Source organism: Actinospica durhamensis (genome assembly GCF_018139695.1).
GTDB classification, from domain to species: domain Bacteria; phylum Actinomycetota; class Actinomycetes; order Streptomycetales; family Catenulisporaceae; genus Actinospica; species Actinospica durhamensis.
In genome coordinates this window covers 1-22,416 of the sequence record NZ_JAGSOG010000059.1, presented here as the reverse complement: position 1 = coordinate 22,416, position 22,416 = coordinate 1, and the positions used below count along the sequence as shown (strand labels likewise).

Genomic DNA, 22,416 nt, shown 5'->3' with positions numbered 1-22,416 from the left:
CACCGATCGTATGAGAATCCTTACGCGGCAACTCGGGCTGCGGCATCCTTGAATCATGGCGACGCCCTCGGCGCAGGATCTCCATCGGCAAGCGGCCCTGCACCTCGCCGGCGAGGAGCGGGACCTGGCCCTCGGCGTGCTCCGCGAGGCGGTCTACCTCGCGAGGACCGGGCGGATCACGGCCTCCGGCTTCGACTCCCATCGGCTCTTCGGGATCGCGGTGGATCTCGAGGCGTATCCGGAGGCGGAGTTCTGGGCCCGGCGGGTCATGGGGCTGACGGGCGACCCGACGCAGTGGACTTCCGCGGCTTCGATCCTGATCATCGCGCTGACCAGGACCGGGCGGTATCGGGAGGCGCTCGCCGAGATCGCGGGCATGGCGGATCCGCCGGACGGGGCTGGTGCGGAGATCTGCGTCCAGCTCTACTCGAATCAGAGCCATGTCTTCAACAAGGCCGAGCGCTGGGAGGAGGCGCTCGAACGGATCGAGCGGGCCGAGCGGTACGTGTCCGAGAACAGTCCGGCCGAGACGTGGCATATGTTGGCCGCCAACAAGGGCACGGCCCTGAGCGGGCTCGGCCGCCATCAGGAAGCCCTCGAAGGCTACGACCGGGCTTTGGCGCGCGGGACGGACGGGACCACCGCCCATGCGATCTTGACCAACAAGGCCAACCTGCTGCGCGACCGGGGCGACTATGCGGCCGCGCAGCAGACGTACGAGGTCGCCCTGGTCGCAGTCGGGGATGATCTGGCCAAGCGCGGTCAGATCCTGAGCAACGTCGCCGGACTCCTTGTGGCCACGGGTCGCCAACGGGAGGGAGTCGAACTCTTCAAGCACGCCGCGCAATTGCGGGGTGCGGGCGGCGACCCGGTGGGGCAGGCGGTATCGCTCCACCACCTTGCCGAGGTGCGGGTGACGCAGTACGACTTTCGCGCCGCGTTGCGCCTCGAGGAAGAGGCGAACGCGCTGGTCAACGCCGTCGGGCTGACCGATGCGCAGTACGAGGCCCAGATCGCCACCCTGCGCCAGGTCCTCCTCACGCTCGACACGCAGCCCGATGTCGCCGGATACATGCTCGCGCGACGCATCGCGGCAGCCGCTTCGTCCGAAGAGTGGATCGAAGACCTGAGCCAGGCTCGGCCCGCGGTGATCGAGGGCGCGATGGCGGCTGTCGCGGACGCGGCGCAAGAAGGGCAAGGCGAACTCGACCTGGCCCAACGCACGGCCGTGATGCGGCTACTCACCCGCGTGCGGGAAGTCGGCGTGCAGGCCGCGGTCGCCGAGCACGAGCGGGATCAGGACTGGCTCAAGACCTTCGCCCAGACCGTCCAGACGTTCGGCACCTTCACGGCATGGCTGGACCGCAAGCGCTTCTATCAACACAATCAGGAGCTGTTCGAAGAGGCCTACCGTCGCGGCGCACCCGTGTGGGTCGCGATCGCCGGCCTGGCCGAGCTGCGGGCGCCGGCACGAGAGCTGTACGACCTGACCGGCGTCGTGCTCCGGGACGGAGTGGGCCTCGCCTTCGCCCGGCTCCCGGAGACCGGGCCCTGGGAACTGGTCCTACGGCTGATCGAGGTCGGCACCTGGTCGGAGACCCGCCAGCTCTTCGACGAGCATCAGGAGCACCTGCTGAGTGCGGAAGTCCGTGAGTTCGTCGAGAGACAGGTGCGGCTTCAGCCGCCTGCGGGCAAGCCCAAGTTCGAACAGCTCAGCCGGCTCCTGAGCAGCTGCGCGCAGGTCGGCGCCGCGGAGGCATTCACAGAGTTCTGGGACGGCGAGGCGGCGACCGACTCCAAGATGTCGTTCTTCTCCTTCGAAACCCCGGACGAGCCCGAATCCGAGTTCCCCGAAGACCTCAAACTGTGGGACGTCATACGGAAGGTCGACAAGGAGAGCGGAAACCTCATCGGATTCGCCCAGTACAGCATCCGGCTCGGCCAGCAGCTTCTGATCAGGGCCACGGATCGGCCGAGCACGCTTCAAGCCCTGCGCGTGCTGCACGAGACGGAGGAGGTCGCTTCGCCGGGCTGGGCGATCGACACCTACTACTCGTGCCACATCAGCATCTGCGACGCCCATGCGCACCTTTACGATCTCGACGGGGATCCGGACGATCTCGTCGAGGGGGCGCGTCACGTCGCGCACGTACTGGATCTCACCGAGACCCGCACGATGGAGCACCGGACCGACCAGGCGGCCGACCGGCTCCACTGGGCGCTGACGACGCTGCGTGACGACTATGCCGACGTGTGGGCCGGGGCCGCGGAGCGCGGGCAGTGGGAATCGCAGCTCCTGCAGGCGTGCCAGCGCAAGATGGAGGTGATCGACAGCGAGCTGCGCCTGCACAAGCTCGACGAGCAGATCTCGTGGCCGTACCTCGAGTCCGTGCTCATCGAACACGGCAGGCAGCGTCCTTGGGCAGCTCTGCTGGCCGCCGAACGCGGGCGGGGACGGCAGTTCCTGCTCGAGATCGGCAGCCGCTCGCCCCTGCCCGACTACGTTCCCGCCGATCTGGCCAGGCGCGAGACCGAGGCCATCGAGCGCGTGCGTGCCGCGTACGAGGCCGAAGCCGGCGACCCCGCGCGCGACGACGAGGAGTTCCTCAGGGCACGCATCATGATGCGCGGGGTCCAGGACGAGCTCTCGGCCGCGTTCCCGGACGTGGCGCGGGTCCGGTCCGGCGCCGGGATCTCCTCCGAGGACCTCCGCGCGTTCCTCGAGCAGCTCGGTCCGGGTGTCACCCTGCTGGCCTGGTACACGACTCCGGCGCGATGTATCAGCTTCCTGCTGCGCGGCGGGTCGCGCGAGGTGCTCTCGGCCGACGCCGCGGTGGGCTGGTCGGAGCTGGAGAGCTACGTACAGCTGGCCGCGTCAGACCTCTGGCGTCCACCGTCCTCGCCCGGACAGCGCCCCGCGCCGGCCTGGTCACACCTCATGAATGCACTGATACCCGGGGCATGGGCCGCGCATCTCGCCGAGGCGCGGGAGTTCGTTCTGGTGCCGCACGGTCTCCTCCATGAACTTCCGCTGCACGCGCTCCCGCTGACGTCGATCGGCGGCCGGACGCTCAGCGAGCTCGGACCCGTCCGCCACCTGCCCGGCCTCGCCTTCGCCGAACGGCCGTCCGCGCGACGCTCCGGGCGCGGTCCGGCGGACGGAGAGCTGTCGGTGTTCGGGTTCTCCGGGGGGAGCGCGGATCCGCACTTCACGGCCGAGGCCGCCAACGTCGCGGCCGTGCTCGGCGCCGAGGCCCTGGTGGACGGTCAGGCGACGTGCGAGCGGTTGATCGCACGCGCGCCGCGCTCGCGGCTCCTGCACGTCGCAGCCCACGGATGGTTCGACCCGCGGGACCCGCTCGGCTCGGGGCTGCTGCTGGCCGACGGAGTCCTGTCCGCGCGCGACGTCGTCGGCCGCGTACGCGTACCGGGCGCGACCGTCGTGCTGAGCGGCTGCGAGACCAGCCGACGCGCCCTCAGCCCGCTCGACGAGAGCGAAGGCCTGGTCCGCGCGTTCTTCGTGGCCGGCGCGGACACCGTCATCGCCAGCCAGTGGCCGGTCGACTCGGCGTCCACCAGAGCCCTGATGGAGCGGGTGTATGCGCATCTTGACGGCCAGGGGATCGCCATCGCGCTGCGCGAGGCGATGCTCGAGCTGAGCAAGCGCCTCGCGCACCCGTACTATTGGGCCCCGTTCGTCGTTTGGGGAAGGTAGCGAGACCCATGAACGACCCGCTCACGTTCGGCCCCTGGGCACAGGACGCGGTGGAACTGCCGCTGCCCATCCAGCCGCTCACCGACCAGCGCGGCAAGCCGGTACCGCGATCGAGCGAACCGGCGGCCCCGATCGTGCACCTGCCCAAGAGCTTCCTGGACTGCCTCAGCCTCGACACGCTCGAACACCATCCGGCCGTCGACCCCGCGGTGCGCGCCCGGCTCGCCCAGGGCGAGCGGTTCCGGCTGCTCCGGCTCCCCTTCTCGGTACGCGCCGCGGGCGAAGGCGTCGTGGAGGAACTGCGGCTGATCCTCGAGGTCGACGCTCCGCCCGTCGTCCACAGCATCTTCCCGGTGCGCGAGGAGATCACCGCGCAGAGCACCCGCGAGCTCTCCTTCGGCCCCGCCCTGACCCTCGGCCCGGTCCAACTCGGCGCGGGCCGCGTCGGGCGCACCGTCGTGCTCGAACTCGCCACCGCCGTGACCCTCGGCTACTGGGCGGAGAACGGCGCCGACTGGGTTCTGCGCCGCCCCGGGCCCGAGTTCGCCGGGCTCGAAGGGACGTGGGAGTTCGCGGCGATCCTGCGCTGGCCGAAGGAAGTGCGCCCGGTCCGCATCGCCCTGAGCGCCTCGGCCATCGTCAGCTCGCACCGCCTGCGCTGGTTCACCGCGCGCGTCCAACACGACTACGGCCCGGTCCGGCTGCGCAGCTGCAAGTCGGTCGCCTGATCGCCGCCGATCGCAGCGCGGCGCGTCAGTCGCCCGGGCGCTCCTGGGCCGGACGCGCTCGCGGCATGGTCTGGGCGAGCTTGAGCTGCTTGGCGAACTCCGACTCCTCGTCGAAGTCGACGGCCTGCGGGACGATCTCGCTCAGCTGCGCACCGAGCTGCTCCACCTCGGGCAGGCTCCCCGCGAGGGTCTCGCCGATCAGCCGCCCCCGGTGGATGATGACGTCCTGCGCGCTCATGGATCCGAGCACCGCGCGAAGGTGTCGGCAGACGATGTCGCGCACGCGCTCGTCCACGTCCGGCCGCTTCGCGAACCCGAACCTGCGCGGGGGCGGGAGCGTCACCACCGCCACGCCCTTGAGCTGTAGCCCCACACCGTCTTTGGTGACGGATTCCACCGTCCAAGGGACGCTCACCGTACTCACGCTGTGTCCCTTCCCCCTCCAACAGATTGTTACGTGTCCCGCTCGACGGATTCCAGTGCCGGACGGTCCTCGGTGGCCGCGTCAGCCAGCGCACGCCGCTGCTTCTTCGGTACGTAGGTCGGCGTGCGGGTCACCGAGACGCCTGCCCAGAAGGAGATTCCGACGATCCGGATGACCGGCGCGCCCGGCGGCGGCACGTCGGTGGACGCGGCCTCGGCGAAGACCCCGAGGACCCCGCTGCCCTCGACCAGGACCACCGCGTCCTTGGGCACGATGATCTCGATGCCGGACATCACGGCGTCGACACGGATGACCGTCTCGCGTTCGGTGAGGACGGCTTCGCGCAGATCCAGCTGCGCTCCGCCCCAGAACGCGAACACACTGAACCGGCCGGGGACGACCCAGCGGCCACGCCGGTCCAGGCCCGACATCACCACCAATGACCGACGTCTGCTCTTGCGGGTCGGGATGACTTCGGCCGGCTTCGGCGCGGCGGGCGCGCTCACCGGCACGTCCGGCGCCGCGAGGTCGCGGATGAGCAGTCGCAATTCGGCGTGTGTCCTCGCCGAGTACACCGCGTCCACCCGCTCTTCGAGCTCGTCCATGGTGATCCGGCCGTCCGCGGCCGCCTCGCGCAGCCGTTCGGCGGCCCGCTCCCGATCGGCGTCGGAGGCGCGGAGTTCGACCGGCGTGTTCGGGTCCTGCGACTCGGTCATAGCAGGAAGCTTAGTGCGCGCAGCGGGCGAACGGCGCCGAAGCACCGTTCGCCCGCCGAGCAATTCACTGATACTCAGATCAGTCCTTGCGCCGTCCGCCGTCCTCGCACAGCACGCCCGCGACCGCGTTGCCGCCGGCGAAGGAGCTCGCGTGGTTGGAGCCGCCGCCGGTGCAGGTCACGCCGCTGGTGCGGGTGCCCGGGGTGAAGGAGACGCCGCGGACCACGGTCTTGTCGGCCGGGGCCACGACCGTGCGGAAGCTCTCGTTCGCCGGGAGGGTGGAGGCCGCGACCTTGTCGGTCACGCGCACCAGCTGGTTCGGGTCACCGCCCTCGTCGCCGCTGCCGCTGACGGTCGAGGTGACGGCCCAGATCGAGACGGTGCCGTCGGGGTTGACCCGACCGGTGATGTTGCGCAGGCCGCCGGTCGCGGGCGCCCACGGGAGGCCGGTGCCGCCGGGGCCGCTGTTGAGGCCGGTCGGGTAGCCGGCCACGGTGTACGGCTGGCCCAGGTTCAGGCCGTTCTGCAGGGTGTAGGCCAGCTTCCACTCGCCGGCGGCCTTGTCGTAGACCCACTTCTGCAGGCCGGCCGTGCTCGAGGCCGCGGCCGCGGTGTAGCTGTTGGTCGCCGCGTCGTAGGTGTTGTCACCGGCGCCCTCGTCCGCCACGTACAGGGTGTACGGGTTGGCGAACCAGAGGCCGAACGGGTAGTCGCTCGCGTCGGTGGCGTTCTTCGCCGACGCGGTCGGGAATCCGTTCAGGACGCACATGTTGTCCGGCGTCAGACCCGGGTTCTTCGCGGTCAGGCCGAGCGCCGCGTCGTTCGTGCTGTAGCTCAGGTTGCTGCTCGTCGGCAGCGCGACGCCGGAGGCCGGCACACCCGACCCGGCCGGGCACGCCGCGCCGGTGGTGTCGACGAAGTACACCGTGTCGACGCCGTTGCTGCCGCTGCCCTTGGCGTAGTACAGGACGTTGCCGTACTCGGTCAGGCCGCGGAAGTTGTCGTCCTTGCCGGACTTGTCCGCACTGGTGCCGAGCTCGGTGACGTTGAAGCTGCCGACCGGGGTCGGCGCGCCCGGGGTCTGCTGCGCGATGGGCAGGTTCGAGGGCGTGATCAGCTGCGCGCCGGCGCCGGTGACGACGGTGGCCGGCTCCGGGTTCGCGCCGTTGCCGGCGTTGCCCGCGGTGTAGTAGACGTCCTGGCCGGCCGAGTCGTTCAGCAGCGCGGCGCGGCCGTTGTTGCCGCTGTAGGCGTTGGTCTCGGTGAACTGGAACCGGCCGTTCGCACCGAGCTGGGCCACCTCGCGGTAGGTGGTGTCCGGGTCGGCGGAGGTCGGGTCGATGCCGCCGGGGGTGTTGTCGTTCGAGACGTCCACCGAGCCCACGGCCGCGTCGTACCCCATGAAGGTCACGTACTGGCCGTTGGTCGAGAGGTTGAGCGCCAGCTCCGACTTGGAGGAGAAGCTGGTGACCATCTGGTTCGCGTCGGCGCTCACGCCGTACTGCGAGCTGTTGGGCACCTGCAGCGAGGCCAGCGGCCGGCCGGAGGGTGTCAGCTCCTTGAGCGTGATCGGCGAGGCGACCCCGAAGCTGGCGTCGATGGTGTCGTTGTTGAACACGTACGGGTACTGATCGCCCGTCACGGCCGTGACGCACGGGGCGGCGGCACTGCCGCAGCCCGGGGGCAGCTGCGTGCTTCCGGCCACGATGGGCGCGCCGTTCTGGTACACGCTGGTGGCGACCAGGAGATTGCCCGGCCGCAGCAGCGCGAAGCCCTGCTGGGACGGGCCGGGGACCGCGGCCTGGGCGCCGGACGCCGCGGCCATGGTCACGGTGCCGGACAGCGCGACGAGCGCGGTCATCAGAGCGGCGCGGCGGTGCGCGCGCGCAGACGTGCGGGTCGGCATAAGCCATTCTCCACGGGTGAGTGAGACGAGAGTGAGACAGCCGTTAGAACTTGAACGTGTCAGACGTTAACTCTGCGCCTGCTCGTCCACGACTGCGAATCGTTGAGCGGAAGGTGAACGTCTGGCGTCGGCGACCGGGTCAGAGGGCGACGACGCCCGTCGGCGGGAGCGCTCAACCGGACGATGTGATGGGATGACCCGTCGTGATAGAAGTCATCGACCTGTGCAAGTCCTACGGCCCGATGCTCGCGGTCGACGAGGTCGGCTTCACGGTCCGGCCCGGGGCGGTCACCGCCTTCGTCGGGCCGAACGGGGCCGGGAAGTCGACGGTCCTGCGCATCGCGCTCGGTCTGGACACGGCGGACAGCGGCTCCGTCCTGATCCAGGGGCGGCCGTACCGGCTGCTGGACGCACCGAGCCGCCGGGTCGGTGCGCTGCTCGACGCGGGCGCGATCCATCCGGGGCAGACCGGCCGGACCCACCTGCGGATTCTGGCGCGGGCCGCGGCGCTCCCGCCGGAGCGGGTCGAGCAGGTGCTGGCTCAGGTCGGCCTGGAGGCGGTGGCGCGCGATCGGGTGCGCACGTATTCGCTGGGCATGCGCCAGCGGCTCGGTATCGCGGCGGCGCTCCTCGGCGATCCGGACGTGCTGATCCTGGACGAGCCGACCAACGGCATGGACCCGGAGGGCATCGGCTGGCTGGAGAATCTGCTGCGCTCGTACGCGGCGGCCGGTCGCACGGTACTGATGTCCTCGCACCACATGAGCGAGCTCGAGCAGGTCGCGGACCGGGTGGTGGTGATCGCCGCGGGCCGGGTGGTGGCGGATGCGGACCTGGGCGAACTGGTGCACGGGCCGGGCGCGCCGACGATGCGCGTGCAGACCCCTGATACAGCGGCGCTGCGGTCGGCCGTGGCCGCGGCGGGCGGCAGGTGCGCTGCGGAGGACACCGAGACCGAGGAGTACGCCGAGAGCGACGACGCCGACGAATGGTGGGACGGTGCGGTCGATGCGGACGACGTCGCAGGGTTCGTCGACGTGCACGGGTTGGACCGGATGGAGCTGGCGGAATTGTTCCTGCACGCGCGGATCCGGGTGCTCGGCCTCGCCCCGGTGCGTGCCTCGCTTCAGGACGTGTACGCCGAGTTGACCGCCGACCTCGGGCGGCACCAGTCGTCCGGCGGCGAATTACCCGAGCCTTCGGGATCCGAGGACGACCGGTACGCTGCCGGGATGATCGGCCGGCAAAGCAGCCGTTCGAGCGAGGAGGTGGCCGGGCGATGACGACTACTGCGACGTCGGGCCGGTCCGGCCCGCCGAACCCTGGCGCCCGCGCGGCCTACCGCTCCGAACTGCTGAAGGTGCGTTCCCTCAGGTCCGCCGTCATCATGCTCGTGGTCGCGGTCGCGCTCGCCGCCGCGTTCAGCCTCTTCGAATCACACCAGCAGTCTGTCGTAGGGCTCTCCTACGCCGCGGGCACCGACGGCGTCGGCAACCCGAGCCAGCCGATCTACGCCGCCCAGGTCAACCCGACCGGCACCCTGCTGGCCGGCTACGTCCTGGGCGCCGCGCTGTTCGCCGCGTTCGGCGCGATCGCCGGAGCACTCGAATACTCCAGCGGGTTGATCCGCATCTCGCTCGTCTCGCTGCCGCGCCGCACCCGGTTCTTCCTGTGCAAGGCCGCCGCCGTCGCCACCACGGCCGTCGCCGCGGCCGCGGTGTGCACCCTGGCTTCGTTCCTGATCGGTGAGTCCTACTTCGGCGGCCAGGCGGGCGACTCGATCGGACTCACCTCCCCCGGCGTGCCCCTGCACCTGGTCGGCGCGGTCGTCTGCCTGGCCGGCTGGGCCATGATCGGCTTCGCCTTCGGGATGCTGCTGCGCAGCACCGCTCTCGGGGTGACCGTCTCCTTCGTGCTCTACATCGCCGGTCCCGCGGTGGCCGAGTACGTCGACCCCGACGGGGCGAACGGCGTCACCCCGACCCAGGCCGGCCAGGCGCTGTGGATCTACCACAACCCGATGAACCCGGACATCGTCCCGTTCGGTCACGGCCTCGCGGTGTTCCTCGCCTACGTCGTCGCGCTCCTCGCCGCCGCCTTCGCCCGCGTGCGCTACACCGACGCCTGATTCGCGGGCCCGCCCGAGCCGGGCCTACAGATCCCCAAGCAGGTTACGCAGCGCCTTGGTGTAGGCGGCGAGCGCCGTCCGCCCGCCCTCGGTGAGGGCGACGGTGGTGATCGACACGTTGCCGCTGCTGACCTTCGTGCTGGCGATGTACGCGGCGTCCTCCAGCTTGCGCAGGTGGATGATCAGATTGCCCGGAGTGAGCCGGATCATGTCCTGCAGCCGAGTGAAGGAGAGCGTGTCGCCCTCGGGCAACGCCGCCAGCGTCGCGACGATCTTCAGGCGGGTGGGCACGTGAATGAGCGGGTCGAGTTCTTCGTCGGCCATGGTTGCTGTCTCTGTCCCGTCCCTATCCGTGGTGCAGCCGTAGCGTAATGGCCGCGGCGCTGCCGAGAAGCGTGACGCACAAGCCGACAGCGGTGACGGCCCACGCTCCGGCCTGCCCGACCGACGCACCCACCGCACCGGTGACCGCGACCGCGAGCCCGGTCCCACACGCCCGCCAGTCGGCCCGTACCGCCATGACGCCCGCGAAGACCAAGCCGACCACGATCAGCGGCACCGTGAGCAGGGTCCCCGACCGGCTGTCCCCGGTCACCCCCACCCCCGCCATCACGGCGTACGGAGCGATCCAACTCGCCGCCAACAACCCGATCTCGACCGGCGTGAAGCGGGACCGCCCGCTCACCCCGACCGTCGCCCGCCTGCGGATCGCCACCGTGGCGCAGAAGTTGACGACCACGAACGCCGCCACGACCAGCAGCACCGAGGCCTTCGGCCCCGTGTAAGGATCCTGGCGCCTGACGGTCAGCCAGACCGTGCCCAGCGTGCCCAGCACGAGCACCGCCCTGATCACCAACAACCACGGCTGCGCCGGCTCGAACTCCCGCATGGCCCGCCGCCTGGTGCGCTCCAGCAGATCAGCAGCCTGCCGCGGGTCGAAGCCGCCACCCTCGGCGGCGGTGTCCGGTATAGTGTTCACGATGCCTCCCTCAATCGACTCTATGCCATAAAGTAGACTCCGCTTTATGGCGCAAAGCAAGGGTCTGCGCCACCCGACTTCGCGGCGCGAAGCCGACCGGCGGCCGTCATCCCCCACCGCTCTCACCCACAGGAGCTACCGCTCTGTTTCCGGCTCCGGCTCCGACGCCGACGCCGACGCCGATTCCGCGTACGGGAGCACGTGGTGGCTGGGATCATCCTCAGGCGTGATCTCGCGACTGCCCGGCGCGAGCACGTACGCGAAGTCAATGTGCTCCTGAAGCAGCAGGGCAGGCACCGGCTCGGCACCCGGCGACGGAGCTTCCCGGCCGAAGGCGTAGTGATGGAGCGTCACTTCGACCCAGGCTTCAGGCGGCTGCGTCGTGGCGAACACCGGCGGACCCGGCTGCGCGACCGAGTCGCCCTCCACAAGCCACTCCGAGCGCAGTTCGAGCAATCCCGGTTCGGGACAGCTCCATCGAAAGCGCGTGACGCACAGACCGACGGCGTTGTAGACGGCACTCCACCCGCGACCATCGGCGAGAAAGCCGACGTCGGTGGCCTCCATCACGCCATAGGAGAACTCGAGGCTGCTCCAGTACCCGACCAACCGGTCGTCGATGTTGCCGATGTTCTCTGCCACGAGCGGGTCAGCGGGCTCGAACCGAGTCGAGCCGCTGGTCCCTGTTGTTCTGGTTGAGGAGGAAGACCTTCTCCGAGTACTGCGCCCGCACGTTCTCCACCGCCACTCCCGTCGACGAGAGCCTGGGGCGTGACGGGATGTCCTCAACGAACGACGAGTCGAACACGGAGTTCGAGTACGCCTCGGCGTTCCCGGCCTTCGCCCGGCGCCTGGCGCTCGCGACACGGTGCACGAACCGGCCCACGGCACGGCCGATGATCTTTTCGGGCTCCTCGGGCGGACGGTACCAGCCGCCGCTGGAGGCAAGCGGGATCAGGATGACCTCTGCCCGCTCGGCGAAGTGCACATCCCAGAACCACGGGCCGCCGCCGGCGATCCATCGCGGCTCGGCGGCGAGTTGCCGAGCGACCTCCCCGAGTTCGGCCGCGTCGCGCGGCACGCCCTCGCGGTCATAGTGGTAGGCCTGACTGGCGATCAACTCCAAGCCCAGCATGTGCGGCAGATACCTGTGGGTGAAAAGCTCGAGGCCCGGCACGTAGATCTCGGTGACCTGTCCGTCGAGCAACCTCGCCCAGAGTCGGGACTTCGCCTGGGCTGTACCGCGACTGGGAATTCGACCGGAGCTGGGGCCGGCATCCTGAGAGTCCTCCACGGCCACCATGCTAGGCACTTCCATCCACGTGCGGATGCCGGCAAGCGACCGGGCGCCCGCTCATCCCCGCTTCTCGCGGCCCGGCTGGGTCGTCGGGATCCGGGCGGTGAAGAACATTGCGATCAGCGAGGCGAAGGCGAGGATGGTGAGCGCGGCGCGCAGGCCGTCGAGGCGGGCGGTGGCGTTCGCGTCGAGTGCGGCCTGCTTCACCTGCGGGCTGGCGCCGGACTGGTCGAGCGCGGAGGTGAGCTGCGCGTCCGAGAGGAAGGGCACCGCGGCCTCCAGACTCGTGCTGGCCTTGCTCTTGACCTCCGGCGGCACGGCGGGGTTGTGTTCGATGCCGCTGAGGAACGAGGAGGTGAGTACCGCGATCAGGATCGATCCGGCCAGGGCCGTGCCGATGGAGGCGCCGAGGTTGGTGACGGCGTTCTGCACGCCGCCGACTTCGGCGCTCTTCTCATCGGGCACCGCGGACACCGTCACCGCGCCGAGTTGGGAGGCGAGTGCGCCCATGCCGAGCCCGATCAGCAGGAGCGGGAGCGTGACGATCTCCGGGCCTGCGTCGTGGTCGAGGGCGGCCGTGAGGGCCAGCGCCCCGGCGAGCAGGGCGAGGGTCCCGCACCGCACCACGCGTCGTGGCGAGATGTCCGGGAGCAGGCGCGGGATCAGGACCGCGGCGCCCAGCAGGGTGAGGGAGAGCGGCAGGATGCGCAGTCCGGTGGCGAGCGCGGACAGGCCGAGGGCGATCGAGAGGTAGAGCGGGACGAGGAAGAACACGCCCATCTGTACCAGGTACTGGAAGAAGAACATCGTCAGGCCGCCGGTCAGCTGCCGATTGTGGAGCAGGGCCGGGTCCACCAGCGGCGATCCGTGCCTTGCCGCGACGCGCACCTCCCACGCGTAGAACAGCCACAGCAGGAACAGGCCGGCCAGCATGAGCCACACGGTCAGGGAGATGCCGAGCCAGGAGGGCGAGCCCGGCTTCGGCAGGAACCAGCCCCACACGCTCGAGCGCAGGACTCCGAACACGAAGGTCCCCAGGCCCAGGGCGCTGAGCGCGGCGCCGACCAGGTCGATGCGCGGGCGTGCCGTGCTTCTCGCATCGGTCACGCGGCGGGCGAGCAGGAGGATGGCGAGCACCACGACGACCTCGCCGGCGAACACCCAGCGCCAGGAGAAGTAGGTCGTGGCGACACCACCGACGAGTGGGCCCACCGCGATGGCCACCGCGCCGGCGGCCGCGACCAGTCCATAGGCGGCAGGTCGGCGTTCGACGGCGAAGTTCACCGCGACGAGCGCCACGATCGCGGGCATGATCAGCGCCGCGCCGATCCCCTCGAGGAGGGACCAGCCGAGCAGGAGCACCGGCAGGCTCGGAGCGAGGGCGGTCGTGAGGGAACCCGCGCCGTAGACGACGCAGCCGGTCAGGAAGGCGCGCTTGCGGCCGAAGAGCGCGCCGAGCTTGCCGCCGGGGATCATGAACATGGCCATCACCAGCGTGTAGGCCGTGATCGCCCCCTGGACCCCGGTCACCGTGGTGCCCACGTCGCGCGCGACCGTCGCGATCGAGACGTTCATGACCGAGCTGTCGAGCGCCATCAGGAACTGCCCGGCCGCCAGCGTCGCCAGGACGAGCCGCGCGGAGGCCGAACCCGCTGCCTCGGTGCGCATGGCTCATGGTTTCAAGGCCCCCGGACAGCGCGGGACAGGGCGGGCGTGACGCGCGCGGATCGTCAGCCCAATGGCGGTATGCCGCGGGGCGCGCGGGTGCGGTTCGACTCCCGCCGTGTGACGGTCGAAGAGGACTCCGGTCACGTCACCTCGTGGGACCGGACGCCGTCGTTCGCAAAGGAGACCACCATGGCGAGCAACACGGATGGGCCTGCGAGGTACGCGCCGAGGGAGCAGGAGGATTCGCTGCGGCCGATGGCGACCGGTTGGACCGTCTTCGCCGCGGTCCTGATGTTCTTCGGCGGCGTCATGGCGGTACTTCAGGGGATCACCGCCATCGCCAAGGACAACCTGATTGTCGTCACGCACAACTACGCGTACACGTTCAACGTCACGAGCTGGGGCTGGATCCACCTGATCCTGGGAGCGCTCATCGCCGTGGCCGGCTTGGCCCTGTTCACGGGCGCCACGTGGGCGCGCTTCGTCGGTATCGCCGTCGCCGGGCTCGGCATGATCGCCAACTTCCTCTGGCTGCCGTACTACCCCTTCTGGGCGATCCTGCTGATCTTCATCGACGTCGCCGTGATCTGGGCGCTGTGCGCCGGAATGACCAGGCGGGCCGGCCGAGAGTACTGATCCGGCGGCGCTTTTACCGATCCGGCGGGCCGCTACTTCGAGGCGTGGTCGAGCTTTCGATCGAGTACCAGTGCAGCGGTGATCAGGGCCAAGTGGGTGAAGGCCTGCGGGAAGTTGCCGAGCTGCTCGCCGGTCGGGCCGATCTCCTCGGCGAACAGGCCGACGTGGTTGGCGTAGGTCAGCATCTTGTCGAAGGCGTAGCGGGCCTCGTCCAGGCGGTCGGCCTGGGCGAGTGCCTCGACGTACAGGAAGGTGCAGAGGTTGAAGGTGCCCTCGCTGCCGCGCAGGCCGTCGGGCGAGGTCTCGGGGTCGTAGCGGTAGACGAGGCTGTCGCTGACCAGTTCCTCACCCATCGCGTCGAGCGTGGAGAGCCAGGCCGGGTCGTTCGGGGAGATGAAGCCGACCTGCGGCATCAGCAGCAGGGAGGCGTCCAGCGCGGTGCCGCCGTAGGACTGGACGAAAGCCTGCCGCTGCGTGTTCCAGGCGCGGTCGAGGATCTGGTTGAACACCTCGTCGCGCACGGCGGTCCAGCGGACCAGGTCGGCCGGGCGGGCGTGCTCGCGGGCGAGGCGCACGCCGCGGTCGAAGGCGACCCAGGTCATCAGGCGGCTGTAGGTGAAGTCCTGACGGCCGCCGCGGGTCTCCCAGATGCCCTCGTCCGGCCGGTCCCAGTGCTCGCACAGCCAGTCCATGAGCCGGGCGAAGGCGCGCCAGCCGTGCACTCCCCCGATGTCCCCCATCTGGCCGAAGGCGTAGGCGGCCTCGCCGTAGATGTCGAGCTGGATCTGGTCCGCCGCGGCGTTCCCGGCCCGCACCGGGGCCGAGCCGCGGTAGCCCTCGAGGTGCTCGAGGACCTCCTCGGTCAGGTGCGGGTCGCCGTCGATGCGGTACATGATCTGCAGCGGCTCGCCCGACGCGGTCTCCCCCGCATCCAGCCGGGCGCGCAGCCAACGGCGGAAGGCGGCCGCCTCGCGCTCGAAACCGAGCTCGGTCAGCGCGCGCACCGAGAGCGACGCGTCGCGGACCCAGGTGAAGCGGTAGTCCCAGTTGCGCTCGCCCCCGATCTGCTCGGGCAGGCCCATCGTGGGCGCCGCGATCGGCGCGCCGGAGGGCGCGTAGGTGAGCAGCTTGAGGGTGATCGCGGAGCGGTTGACCATCTGCTGCCAACGGCCGCGGTAGGTCGAGCTGCGCAGCCAGGCGTGCCAGAAGCCGCGGGTGGCATCGAAGGCCGCGCGGGCTTCGTCCAGGGTGAGCGGCTCGGGAAGCGGCCCGCCGACCGGCTGCGAGGTCAGCGCGACCACCGCCATCCGGCCTGCCTCCAGGGTGAACCGGGCGGTCACGTCCGTCCCGTCGGCCCGCAGGTCGATCGGCTCGGTGGCCTGGACCGCCAGATCGGTGTCCGGGCCGCGCAGCACCGCGGCACGGGGGCCGCCGAGATCCGCGGACGCGGGCGCGACGCGACCGTAGTCGAAACGGGGACGGCAGGCGAACTCGAAGGTCAGGCTGCCGCGCACGACGCGGGCGACGCGCACCAGCCGATGCCGGTCGGCCGGCTGCGGCGACTCGTGCGGCACCATGAAGTCGGCGACCTCGCCCACGCCCTGCTCGGTCAAGAACCGGGTCACCAGGATCGCGGTGTCGGGCAGGTAGAGCTGGCGGACCGTCGACTCGGTGTCGACCGGGGTGACGACGGTGAGTCGGCAGTGCCCGCCTTGGGCGCTGTCGAGCAGCGAGGCGAAGATGCTCGGCGAGTCGAACCGCGGTACACACCACCAGTCGACGGTGCCGTCGGTGGAGATCAGCGCGGCCGTCTCCAGGTCGCCCACGAGGCCGTGGTCGGCGATGTGCGGGTAGTCGTTCACGGCGTCCCCCCGGGGGCAGGCGGCTGGGTTTGTTCTGATGCTGACATGCCAGACGGCGGTTGCGCCGCCGACACGCCAGGCGGCAGGGCCTGCCGCGCGGTGAGCCGCGCGAGTGAACCGATCCGACACGGATCCGTACGGGCGCGCGGCCGCTGATCACACCTCCCGCGCCCGACCGGGCCGCCCGCCGTTCGCCTCGCTCCACACCAGCGGGTAGCGCTCGGCCAGTTCCCGCTCCACCCATGCCTGCCGGCCGGCCACGACCGGGTCGCGAACCCGGTCCGCCACGGACAGACGCGTGCACAGGGTTCGCACACGCAGCAGCACGGTCGGGGAGTTCACCGCGGCCGCGATCACCTCGTCCAGCCCCAAGCGCAGGAACACATCCCGCCCGGGCAACCCGACCATCACGCATACCACCCCGTCCGCGCCCACAGCCTGCACCGATCCGACCGGGCCGGCCGGTATGGCGCCGAGCAGGTCTTCCAGCTGATCGAGGGTCTGCACCGCCGTCGCCGGGTCGTTGACCGCTGGGGACAGGGCCCGCAGCGCGATGTCGGCCAGCAAGCGGAACGCCAGGAACGGATCCTGCTCGAAGGTCTCCTCACCTCCGGTCACCAGCGCCGAGAGTACGTCGGCGTCCGGGATCCGCCCGCCGTGCAGCCGTGCGACCACCGTCCCGCGCGCCAGCACCGCGCCGGGCACCACGCTCAGCACCACCGTCGCTCCGGCATGCTGCGCAAGCTGAACCATGCGGTCGATGTCGACCTGCTGCAGCACCGCGGTGTGTCCCGGCCACACGATCTGCCCGTGCACCGGCGGCAACCGGGCGCCGTCCTGTGGCCGCTGCTGATCCGCCGACCGGTAGAACGAGGCCAGCACCGAGTGACCCGCCCCGGCGATCGAGCGCAGTACCGGGGCGAGCTGAACGGCGGCCAGGGCCGTGAGCAGCAGCGTACGCAGGAGCAGGAGCATGACCAGCAACAGGATCCCGGCCACCGCCGGCACGGCCACCGAGACCTGCTCCTGCCGGCCGATCGCCAGAGCCGCGGTGATGCTGAAGACCGCCACGGCGACCGCCACCGCGAACGTACGCCACACCACCGGCGACCGGCGGAAGAGCAGCAGCCGCGGAGAGAAACTGGCGTGCGCCCACTGCACCACCAGGAACAGCACCGAGAAGATCACGCCGGTCACCCCCAGGATCCCGAACCCGAGCGCGAACAACATGTCGATCACCTGCGCCGACGGCGCCCGCGGCCCCCCTGGGATCTTGGGCACCAGCAATCCGAGAGCCAAGCCGGCCAGCGCGAAGAGCACTTGAAGGCGCTGAGCGTCCATCCCGCGCCGACGGCGCAGCGGGCTTTGCACCCGCGGACGTCTGGCCAGGTCAGCCATGGCCCACCCCGCGCCGGGAGTCGCGCACGAGCACGACCCAGTCTGCCCCGAGCACCTGCGGCGGCACGAGCACCATGTCACCAGTCTCCACCGACCGACCCGCACCCGCCCGACGTGAGGCCTGGACGGTCTGAGACCTGAACGCTCAGGCAGCGGCCACGGTGTTGCGTCCGGCGGCCTTCGCCGCGTACAGGGCGGTGTCGGCGGCGGTGACGAGTTCAGCGGGGGCGCCGGCGTGGTCGGGGATCGCGGCCACCCCGATGCTGATGGTGATCGGGTCGGGCCACGCCGCCGACTCGGCGGCGACGACGGCCAGCAGCGCGTGCGCCCGGCGCTGGGCCACACCGGCCGGGCAGTCGGTGAGCAACATGGCGAACTCCTCGCCGCCGGTGCGGGCCACGCTGTCGCCGTGGCGCACGTGCGCGGCCAGCACCGCGGCCAAGGCGACCAGCGCGGCATCGCCGGCCGGGTGTCCGGAACAGTCGTTCAGGCGCTTGAAATGGTCGATGTCGATCGCCAGCAGCGCCATCGGCCCGCCATGCCGCTCGTACAGGCCGAATTCGCGCTCCAGCAGGTCGTCGAACGCCCTGCGGTTGGCCAGCCCGGTCAGCGGGTCGGTCCGGGCCTCCCGACGCAGCGTGGCGACCAGTGCCCTGTTGTTCCGCCTCAGATGTACGGTGATATATACAGTCGCCACCAGCGACAAACCGACCTCGACACTCGTGGCGACGGCGTCGCTCGTGTGCTTGCGCAACGCCACCGCTACCAGCAGGCCGAGCGACACCGCGAGCGTGACCCAGGCGACGCGTTCGGGCAGCAGGTACCCCGCGAACAGCACCGGCCAGACCAGAAGGATCGACCCGGCCGGGGTCGACTCGTGCGACACCAGCGGCGGAAGACAGATCAGACCCGCGGTCACCTGCGGAAACGCGAACAGCAGCCACTTCGGCGTGCGCCGGCCCAGCAGCAACAGCACCGCCCCGAAACCGACCGCGGACACGCCGACCGTGAACACGACGACGCGCCAATGCACATCAGGCCCGGGCACGCCGCCGACGACCGCCACGGCCCACAGCGCGGCAAAGGATCCGCTGACGAACAGCATCACCCCCGCCGTCCGCACTGCGAATCGGAACGCGGGCGCGTCCAGACCGTCGGCCACCTCCCCCAACCGGCCCACCTCCTTGGACGCACCGACCCGGTTCCGCCGCCCTCACAACATCATGATCACAGATGCGACGGCCGCATCCGCTCACGTCGACCACCGGATCGCCGCCGCACCGGATGCTGTTGAGGCGGCGAAGCCGCTGGTGGACGCCTCGTACAGGCAGTCGGACGTCGTGTGCGCACAGGACGGGCCGGCCGGCGGCGTGCGGCCACGCGGGTGACCGTCGGTCACCGATCGGGTGGGTGCGAAGGCCGGGGAGCCGCGATTTCCTCGAAACTGGGGTGACGGGCCGTCGTGCTGCTCGAGAAGGCTCGAGGGCGACTCGCGGGAAGGAAAACAGGCAAGCACGAGATCGAGGCGGAACATGGCCCAGGAGCCCGCGCCCGACTCGGATATGGCCGAATCCCGCCAATGGGCGATCAAGAAAGTCGCCGGCGGGCTGATGATCGCCGCCGCGGTGCTGGTCATCCTGGTCACCGTGCTCTACGACGTACGCGGCGAACCGTATCCGCCGCTGACCCGGCGTCTCAACTACGTGCTCTGCCCGATCGTGGCGGCTTCCGGCGTGTTTCTGCTGCGCACGCGGCGGCGGCTGCCGATCTGGCTGGCCAACAGCATCCCGTCCATCGCCGCGATCTTGATCTGCCTGCCCACCTCGGCGAGCCAGCGGGTGGACGAACTCGGCCCGCTGCTGCTGACCTGGCCGGTGGCCTTCGCCGCCGCGGTCCTGTCCGCGCGGGTGGCCTGGATCACGGCGGGCGTGGCCGCGGTGGCCTTCGCCGTGCTGGCCGAGCTCAGCCGCGGTGTGGACGGCCTGGTGCTGTGGATCGAGACCGCCGCGTCGCTGGCCGTGGTGTGCTGGATGGTCGTGCGAGTGCAGAACGAGTCGTTGCGCCTACGCGGGGCGCTGGCCCGTCTGGCCAGAACCGACCCGCTGACCGGCCTGGTCAATCGCCGGGGCTTCGACGAGGCGCTGGCCCGCGAACAGGCCCGCCGTCGGCGCGGCGGCCCGCCCTCGGCCCTGCTGCTGGTGGACATCGACCACTTCAAGCGGGTCAACGACACCTGGGGCCACCAGGCGGGCGATGAGACGCTGCGCCTGCTCGGCGTGCTGCTGGACACCTCGTTCCGCGCCACCGACGTGGTCGGCCGGATCGGCGGCGAGGAGTTCGCCGTACTGCTCGCGGACTTCGACCCGGACGAGGCCGCCGAGCGCGCCCAGGCCCTGTGCGACCGCGTGCGCACCCAGGCGAGCGGTTGGGAGCACCCGATCACGGTGAGCGTGGGCGTCGGCACCAGCCTCAAGTACGCGCCGACCCCGGCCGAACTGATGGCCTCCGCCGACGCCGCGCTCTACGCCGCCAAGGCGGCCGGCCGCGACCGCGTCTGGATCGAGCCCGCGCAGGCGGAGTGAGGCGTGCCAGTGCCCTGAATCGTTGGGGCCGAAAGCCGCTCGATGGATATCGAAACTTTCGAATGGCGATCGGAGCTTCAGGGCCGTCTTCGGGAAATTTCGCGGGGTAGTTCGAACGTTCCCGAACCTTTGATGGCCGCTCACCTGGTCAATATTCGTTCAATCGCCCCGATCATGATCGAATGCTTTCGAAAAATTCTCCGCAAGTTGTTGCGCCGCAACGGGATTTCGGCCCATACTCACTGCATCGACAGGGCCCTGCCACTGTCGATCCAGGTCGCGGGCCGCGACTCGGCCTGCCCTGCATCCGCCGAGTCGTGTCGTGCTGCCCGCCCGCCCGCGGCGACCTTCAATGAAGAAGGAGTACCCACATGGACGATCTCTCCGTCCGCCCGCTCAGCAGGCGCACCCGGATCAAGGTACTGATCACAGGCGCCTGTTCGGCCATCGCGGTGGCGGCCATGGCCGCGGCCATGATCCTTGTGCCGAGTTCCACCGCCAACGCGGCCACGAGCATCACCTCGAACACGACCGGCACCAACAACGGGTACTTCTACTCGTTCTGGGAGCAGGCCAGCGGCGCCACGATGACGCTGGGATCCGGCAGCAACTACAGCCTCACCTGGAACACCGCTTCGACCAACGTCGTCGCCGGCACCGGCTGGAACCCGGGCACGACCTCCCCGGTGACCTACTCCGGCTCCTGGAACTGCAACGGCAACTGCTACCTGTCCCTCTACGGATGGACCACCAACCCGCTCGTCGAGTACTACATCGTCGACAACTACGGCGACTACAACCCGAGCACCGGCGCCACCAAGCTCGGCTCGGTCAACAGCGACGGCAGCACCTACGACCTCTACGAGACCACCCGCACCAACGAGCCCTCCATCCAGGGCACCGCGACCTTCAACCAATACTGGGCCATCCGCGAATCCAAGCGCACCGGCGGCACCATCACCGTCGCCAACATCTTCAACGCCTGGACCGCACTCGGCCTGAACCTCGGCACCCCGAACTACCAGATCCTGGCCACCGAGGGCTACCAGTCCAGCGGCAGCTCCAACATCACCGTCACCTCCGGCGGCGGCACCACCACGACCCCGCCGACCACCGCGGCCCCGACCACGGCGGCTCCCACCACGGCGGCCCCGACCACGGCTCCGGCCGGCTCCGGCACCTGTTCCGCCAGCTACACCACGACCAGCAGCTGGACGGGCGGCTTCAACGGCCAGGTGACCGTGACCGCGGGCTCCGCCGCCATCAGCGGCTGGACCGTCAAGCTCACCCTGGCCAGCGGCCAGACCATCTCCAGCCTGTGGAACGGCACGAACTCCGGCACCAGCGGCGCGATCTCGGTGGCGAACGCGTCCTTCAACGGATCCCTGGCTGCGGGAGCTTCGACCTCGTTCGGGTACACCGCCTCCGGCACGGCGTCCACACCCACCGGCATCAGCTGCACCGCATGACGCCGAGGCCCTGTCCTCAGGCGTGAACGAGTAAGCAGGCAAGCAGTACCGTCGGCCGGTCCGGGTTCGCCCCGGGCCGGCCGCTCACTTTCCGAAACGCCGCGCACGTTCCACGCGTGCGCGCCCGCCCTCCCATATAACGTCCCGCCATTTCGATCGCGCAAAGTGTTCGGGCGATTCCGTGAGGCTGCCGGACCGCGGGATATCGCTCTGCGCACGGGCCGAATAACGCAGAATAACCAATTCCTCCCGTCATTACTCCGAGCAATCAAACCGGCACGAAATGCCGTTAAGGATGGCGTATCCGCAGGTCAAGGCGGGGATGAAAGGGCGCCCGGCCGCCCTTATCGCTCATTTTCCGGCGCATTTTCCAAACCGCACGTGGTGGCCCAATTACGGTGCGTCCAAATTCATGAGAAATTTGGACATACCGGGCAAATTGGGTATTGTTTTTGTTGTGCGACCGGCACTCGCCGAGAAAACAGTTTCGGCACCGGACGCACCCGCCGAGTCCGACATACGGACGACGCGACGGTCGACGAAGTCCCGCCGCGTACGTCCTCGGAGCCGGGGACCCAACAGATCAGGCGCACCACGCGCAGGTCCCCCGGGGTGAATCGGCCACCAGAACCACGAGTGAACGCGATCACACGCTCCGCGTGTGCCTCGTCGCCGTGTGGGTGGCTGTAGGGCGAATTCCCCTTCCGCCCGAACCCGTCAGCTAACCCGGTAGGCGGCCGAAGGAGAGGCAGAAATTTCGTGCTGAAGAACCGTGCCATCGCGTTCCGCAACACCATTTCGAACCCGCGCCACTACCCTGCCGCCGCCCTCGCCCTTGCCGCCGTCGCCATCGGTGTGGCCCCGCTGACCGCCTCCGCGGCCACCGCGCCGGCCAAGCCCGCCGCCGC

General features: G+C 70.1%; 18 protein-coding genes and 1 riboswitch. Of the genes, 7 read left to right on the top strand and 11 right to left on the bottom strand.

The genetic code is table 11. The features are described from left to right. The first annotated feature begins 55 nt into the window (after positions 1-55). Positions 56-3,715, top strand: coding sequence for a CHAT domain-containing protein (locus KDL01_RS14395; protein ID WP_212528979.1), 3,660 nt, complete (start codon positions 56-58; stop codon positions 3,713-3,715). Positions 3,716-3,723: 8 nt separating this feature from the next. Next, on the top strand, positions 3,724-4,443 hold the full coding sequence (locus tag KDL01_RS14390) for a hypothetical protein (protein ID WP_212528978.1): 720 nt from the start codon (positions 3,724-3,726) through the stop codon (positions 4,441-4,443). 25 nt (positions 4,444-4,468) lie between these two features. Here KDL01_RS14390 and KDL01_RS14385 read toward each other — a convergent pair whose 3' ends face one another. The 3 genes from KDL01_RS14385 to KDL01_RS14375 form a co-directional block, all read right to left on the bottom strand. Beyond that, positions 4,469-4,867, bottom strand: coding sequence for an SPFH domain-containing protein (locus KDL01_RS14385; RefSeq protein WP_212528977.1), 399 nt, complete (start codon positions 4,865-4,867; stop codon positions 4,469-4,471). A 29-nt stretch (positions 4,868-4,896) separates the two neighbouring features. Continuing rightward, on the bottom strand, positions 4,897-5,583 hold the full coding sequence (locus KDL01_RS14380; RefSeq protein ID WP_212528976.1) for a DUF1707 SHOCT-like domain-containing protein: 687 nt from the start codon (positions 5,581-5,583) through the stop codon (positions 4,897-4,899). A 79-nt stretch (positions 5,584-5,662) separates the two neighbouring features. Further along, entirely contained in the window at positions 5,663-7,489 is a 1,827-nt protein-coding gene (locus KDL01_RS14375) for a hypothetical protein (protein WP_212528975.1), read from the bottom strand. Between the two features lie 203 nt (positions 7,490-7,692). Here KDL01_RS14375 and KDL01_RS14370 point away from each other — a divergent pair, with 203 nt between their 5' ends. Continuing rightward, positions 7,693-8,772, top strand: a complete 1,080-nt coding sequence (locus KDL01_RS14370) for an ATP-binding cassette domain-containing protein (RefSeq protein WP_212528974.1) — start codon at positions 7,693-7,695, stop codon at positions 8,770-8,772. Beyond that, positions 8,769-9,617: a hypothetical protein gene (locus KDL01_RS14365; RefSeq protein ID WP_212528973.1), complete on the top strand. Its 849-nt coding sequence runs from the start codon at positions 8,769-8,771 to the stop codon at positions 9,615-9,617. Before KDL01_RS14370 ends, KDL01_RS14365 begins: the two co-directional genes overlap by 4 nt. Positions 9,618-9,641: 24 nt before the next feature. On the opposite strand, the gene KDL01_RS14360 is transcribed toward KDL01_RS14365, so the two are convergent. The 5 genes from KDL01_RS14360 to KDL01_RS14340 all read right to left on the bottom strand — a co-directional run bounded on the left by KDL01_RS14360 (position 9,642) and on the right by KDL01_RS14340 (position 13,561). Further along, positions 9,642-9,941, bottom strand: coding sequence for a transcriptional regulator (locus KDL01_RS14360; RefSeq protein ID WP_212528972.1), 300 nt, complete (start codon positions 9,939-9,941; stop codon positions 9,642-9,644). Between the two features lie 22 nt (positions 9,942-9,963). Beyond that, a complete protein-coding gene (locus KDL01_RS14355) occupies positions 9,964-10,596 on the bottom strand; it encodes a hypothetical protein (RefSeq protein WP_212528971.1) in 633 nt (210 codons plus the stop codon). 135 nt (positions 10,597-10,731) lie between these two features. Continuing rightward, a complete protein-coding gene (locus tag KDL01_RS14350; protein WP_212528970.1) occupies positions 10,732-11,238 on the bottom strand; it encodes a hypothetical protein in 507 nt (168 codons plus the stop codon). 7 nt (positions 11,239-11,245) lie between these two features. Continuing rightward, positions 11,246-11,803: a hypothetical protein gene (locus KDL01_RS14345; protein ID WP_212528969.1), complete on the bottom strand. Its 558-nt coding sequence runs from the start codon at positions 11,801-11,803 to the stop codon at positions 11,246-11,248. Positions 11,804-11,950: 147 nt separating this feature from the next. After that, positions 11,951-13,561 carry an MFS transporter gene (locus KDL01_RS14340; RefSeq protein ID WP_212528968.1) on the bottom strand — a complete coding sequence of 537 codons (1,611 nt, stop codon included), beginning with the start codon at positions 13,559-13,561 and terminating at the stop codon, positions 11,951-11,953. Between the two features lie 189 nt (positions 13,562-13,750). Here KDL01_RS14340 and KDL01_RS14335 point away from each other — a divergent pair, with 189 nt between their 5' ends. After that, a complete protein-coding gene (locus tag KDL01_RS14335) occupies positions 13,751-14,197 on the top strand; it encodes a DUF7144 family membrane protein (protein WP_246576429.1) in 447 nt (148 codons plus the stop codon). A gap of 32 nt (positions 14,198-14,229) precedes the next feature. Here KDL01_RS14335 and KDL01_RS45235 read toward each other — a convergent pair whose 3' ends face one another. From KDL01_RS45235 to KDL01_RS14320, 3 genes are all read right to left on the bottom strand, one after another. Next, positions 14,230-16,059 carry a glycoside hydrolase family 15 protein gene (locus tag KDL01_RS45235; protein ID WP_212528967.1) on the bottom strand — a complete coding sequence of 610 codons (1,830 nt, stop codon included), beginning with the start codon at positions 16,057-16,059 and terminating at the stop codon, positions 14,230-14,232. A gap of 156 nt (positions 16,060-16,215) precedes the next feature. Continuing rightward, positions 16,216-17,457, bottom strand: a complete 1,242-nt coding sequence (locus KDL01_RS14325; RefSeq protein WP_212528966.1) for a DUF2254 family protein — start codon at positions 17,455-17,457, stop codon at positions 16,216-16,218. A gap of 145 nt (positions 17,458-17,602) precedes the next feature. Continuing rightward, positions 17,603-18,619 (bottom strand): GGDEF domain-containing protein, encoded by a 1,017-nt coding sequence (locus tag KDL01_RS14320; RefSeq protein WP_307846328.1) that lies wholly within the window; start codon positions 18,617-18,619, stop codon positions 17,603-17,605. Positions 18,620-18,989: 370 nt separating this feature from the next. On the opposite strand from KDL01_RS14320, the gene KDL01_RS14315 reads away from it, so the two are divergent. Both KDL01_RS14315 and KDL01_RS14310 read left to right on the top strand, forming a co-directional pair. Continuing rightward, entirely contained in the window at positions 18,990-20,039 is a 1,050-nt protein-coding gene (locus tag KDL01_RS14315; RefSeq protein ID WP_212528964.1) for a GGDEF domain-containing protein, read from the top strand. Between the two features lie 371 nt (positions 20,040-20,410). Next, the gene (locus tag KDL01_RS14310; RefSeq protein WP_212528963.1) at positions 20,411-21,508 is read left to right on the top strand and encodes a glycoside hydrolase family 11 protein; all 1,098 of its coding nucleotides are present in this window, start codon (positions 20,411-20,413) and stop codon (positions 21,506-21,508) included. A 537-nt stretch (positions 21,509-22,045) separates the two neighbouring features. Further along, positions 22,046-22,259: riboswitch (cyclic di-AMP (ydaO/yuaA leader) on the top strand. The last annotated feature ends 157 nt before the right edge of the window (positions 22,260-22,416 follow it).

Coding starts and splice junctions, on each gene's coding strand:
- KDL01_RS14395 (WP_212528979.1), top strand. CDS start 56: ATGGCGACGCCCTCGGCGCAGGATCTCCATCGGCAAGCGGCCCTGCAC.
- KDL01_RS14390 (WP_212528978.1), top strand. CDS start 3,724: ATGAACGACCCGCTCACGTTCGGCCCCTGGGCACAGGACGCGGTGGAA.
- KDL01_RS14380 (WP_212528976.1), bottom strand. CDS start 5,583: ATGACCGAGTCGCAGGACCCGAACACGCCGGTCGAACTCCGCGCCTCC.
- KDL01_RS14375 (WP_212528975.1), bottom strand. CDS start 7,489: ATGCCGACCCGCACGTCTGCGCGCGCGCACCGCCGCGCCGCTCTGATG.
- KDL01_RS14365 (WP_212528973.1), top strand. CDS start 8,769: ATGACGACTACTGCGACGTCGGGCCGGTCCGGCCCGCCGAACCCTGGC.
- KDL01_RS14360 (WP_212528972.1), bottom strand. CDS start 9,941: ATGGCCGACGAAGAACTCGACCCGCTCATTCACGTGCCCACCCGCCTG.
- KDL01_RS14340 (WP_212528968.1), bottom strand. CDS start 13,561: ATGCGCACCGAGGCAGCGGGTTCGGCCTCCGCGCGGCTCGTCCTGGCG.
- KDL01_RS14335 (WP_246576429.1), top strand. CDS start 13,751: ATGGCGAGCAACACGGATGGGCCTGCGAGGTACGCGCCGAGGGAGCAG.
- KDL01_RS14325 (WP_212528966.1), bottom strand. CDS start 17,457: ATGGCTGACCTGGCCAGACGTCCGCGGGTGCAAAGCCCGCTGCGCCGT.
- KDL01_RS14315 (WP_212528964.1), top strand. CDS start 18,990: ATGGCCCAGGAGCCCGCGCCCGACTCGGATATGGCCGAATCCCGCCAA.
- KDL01_RS14310 (WP_212528963.1), top strand. CDS start 20,411: ATGGACGATCTCTCCGTCCGCCCGCTCAGCAGGCGCACCCGGATCAAG.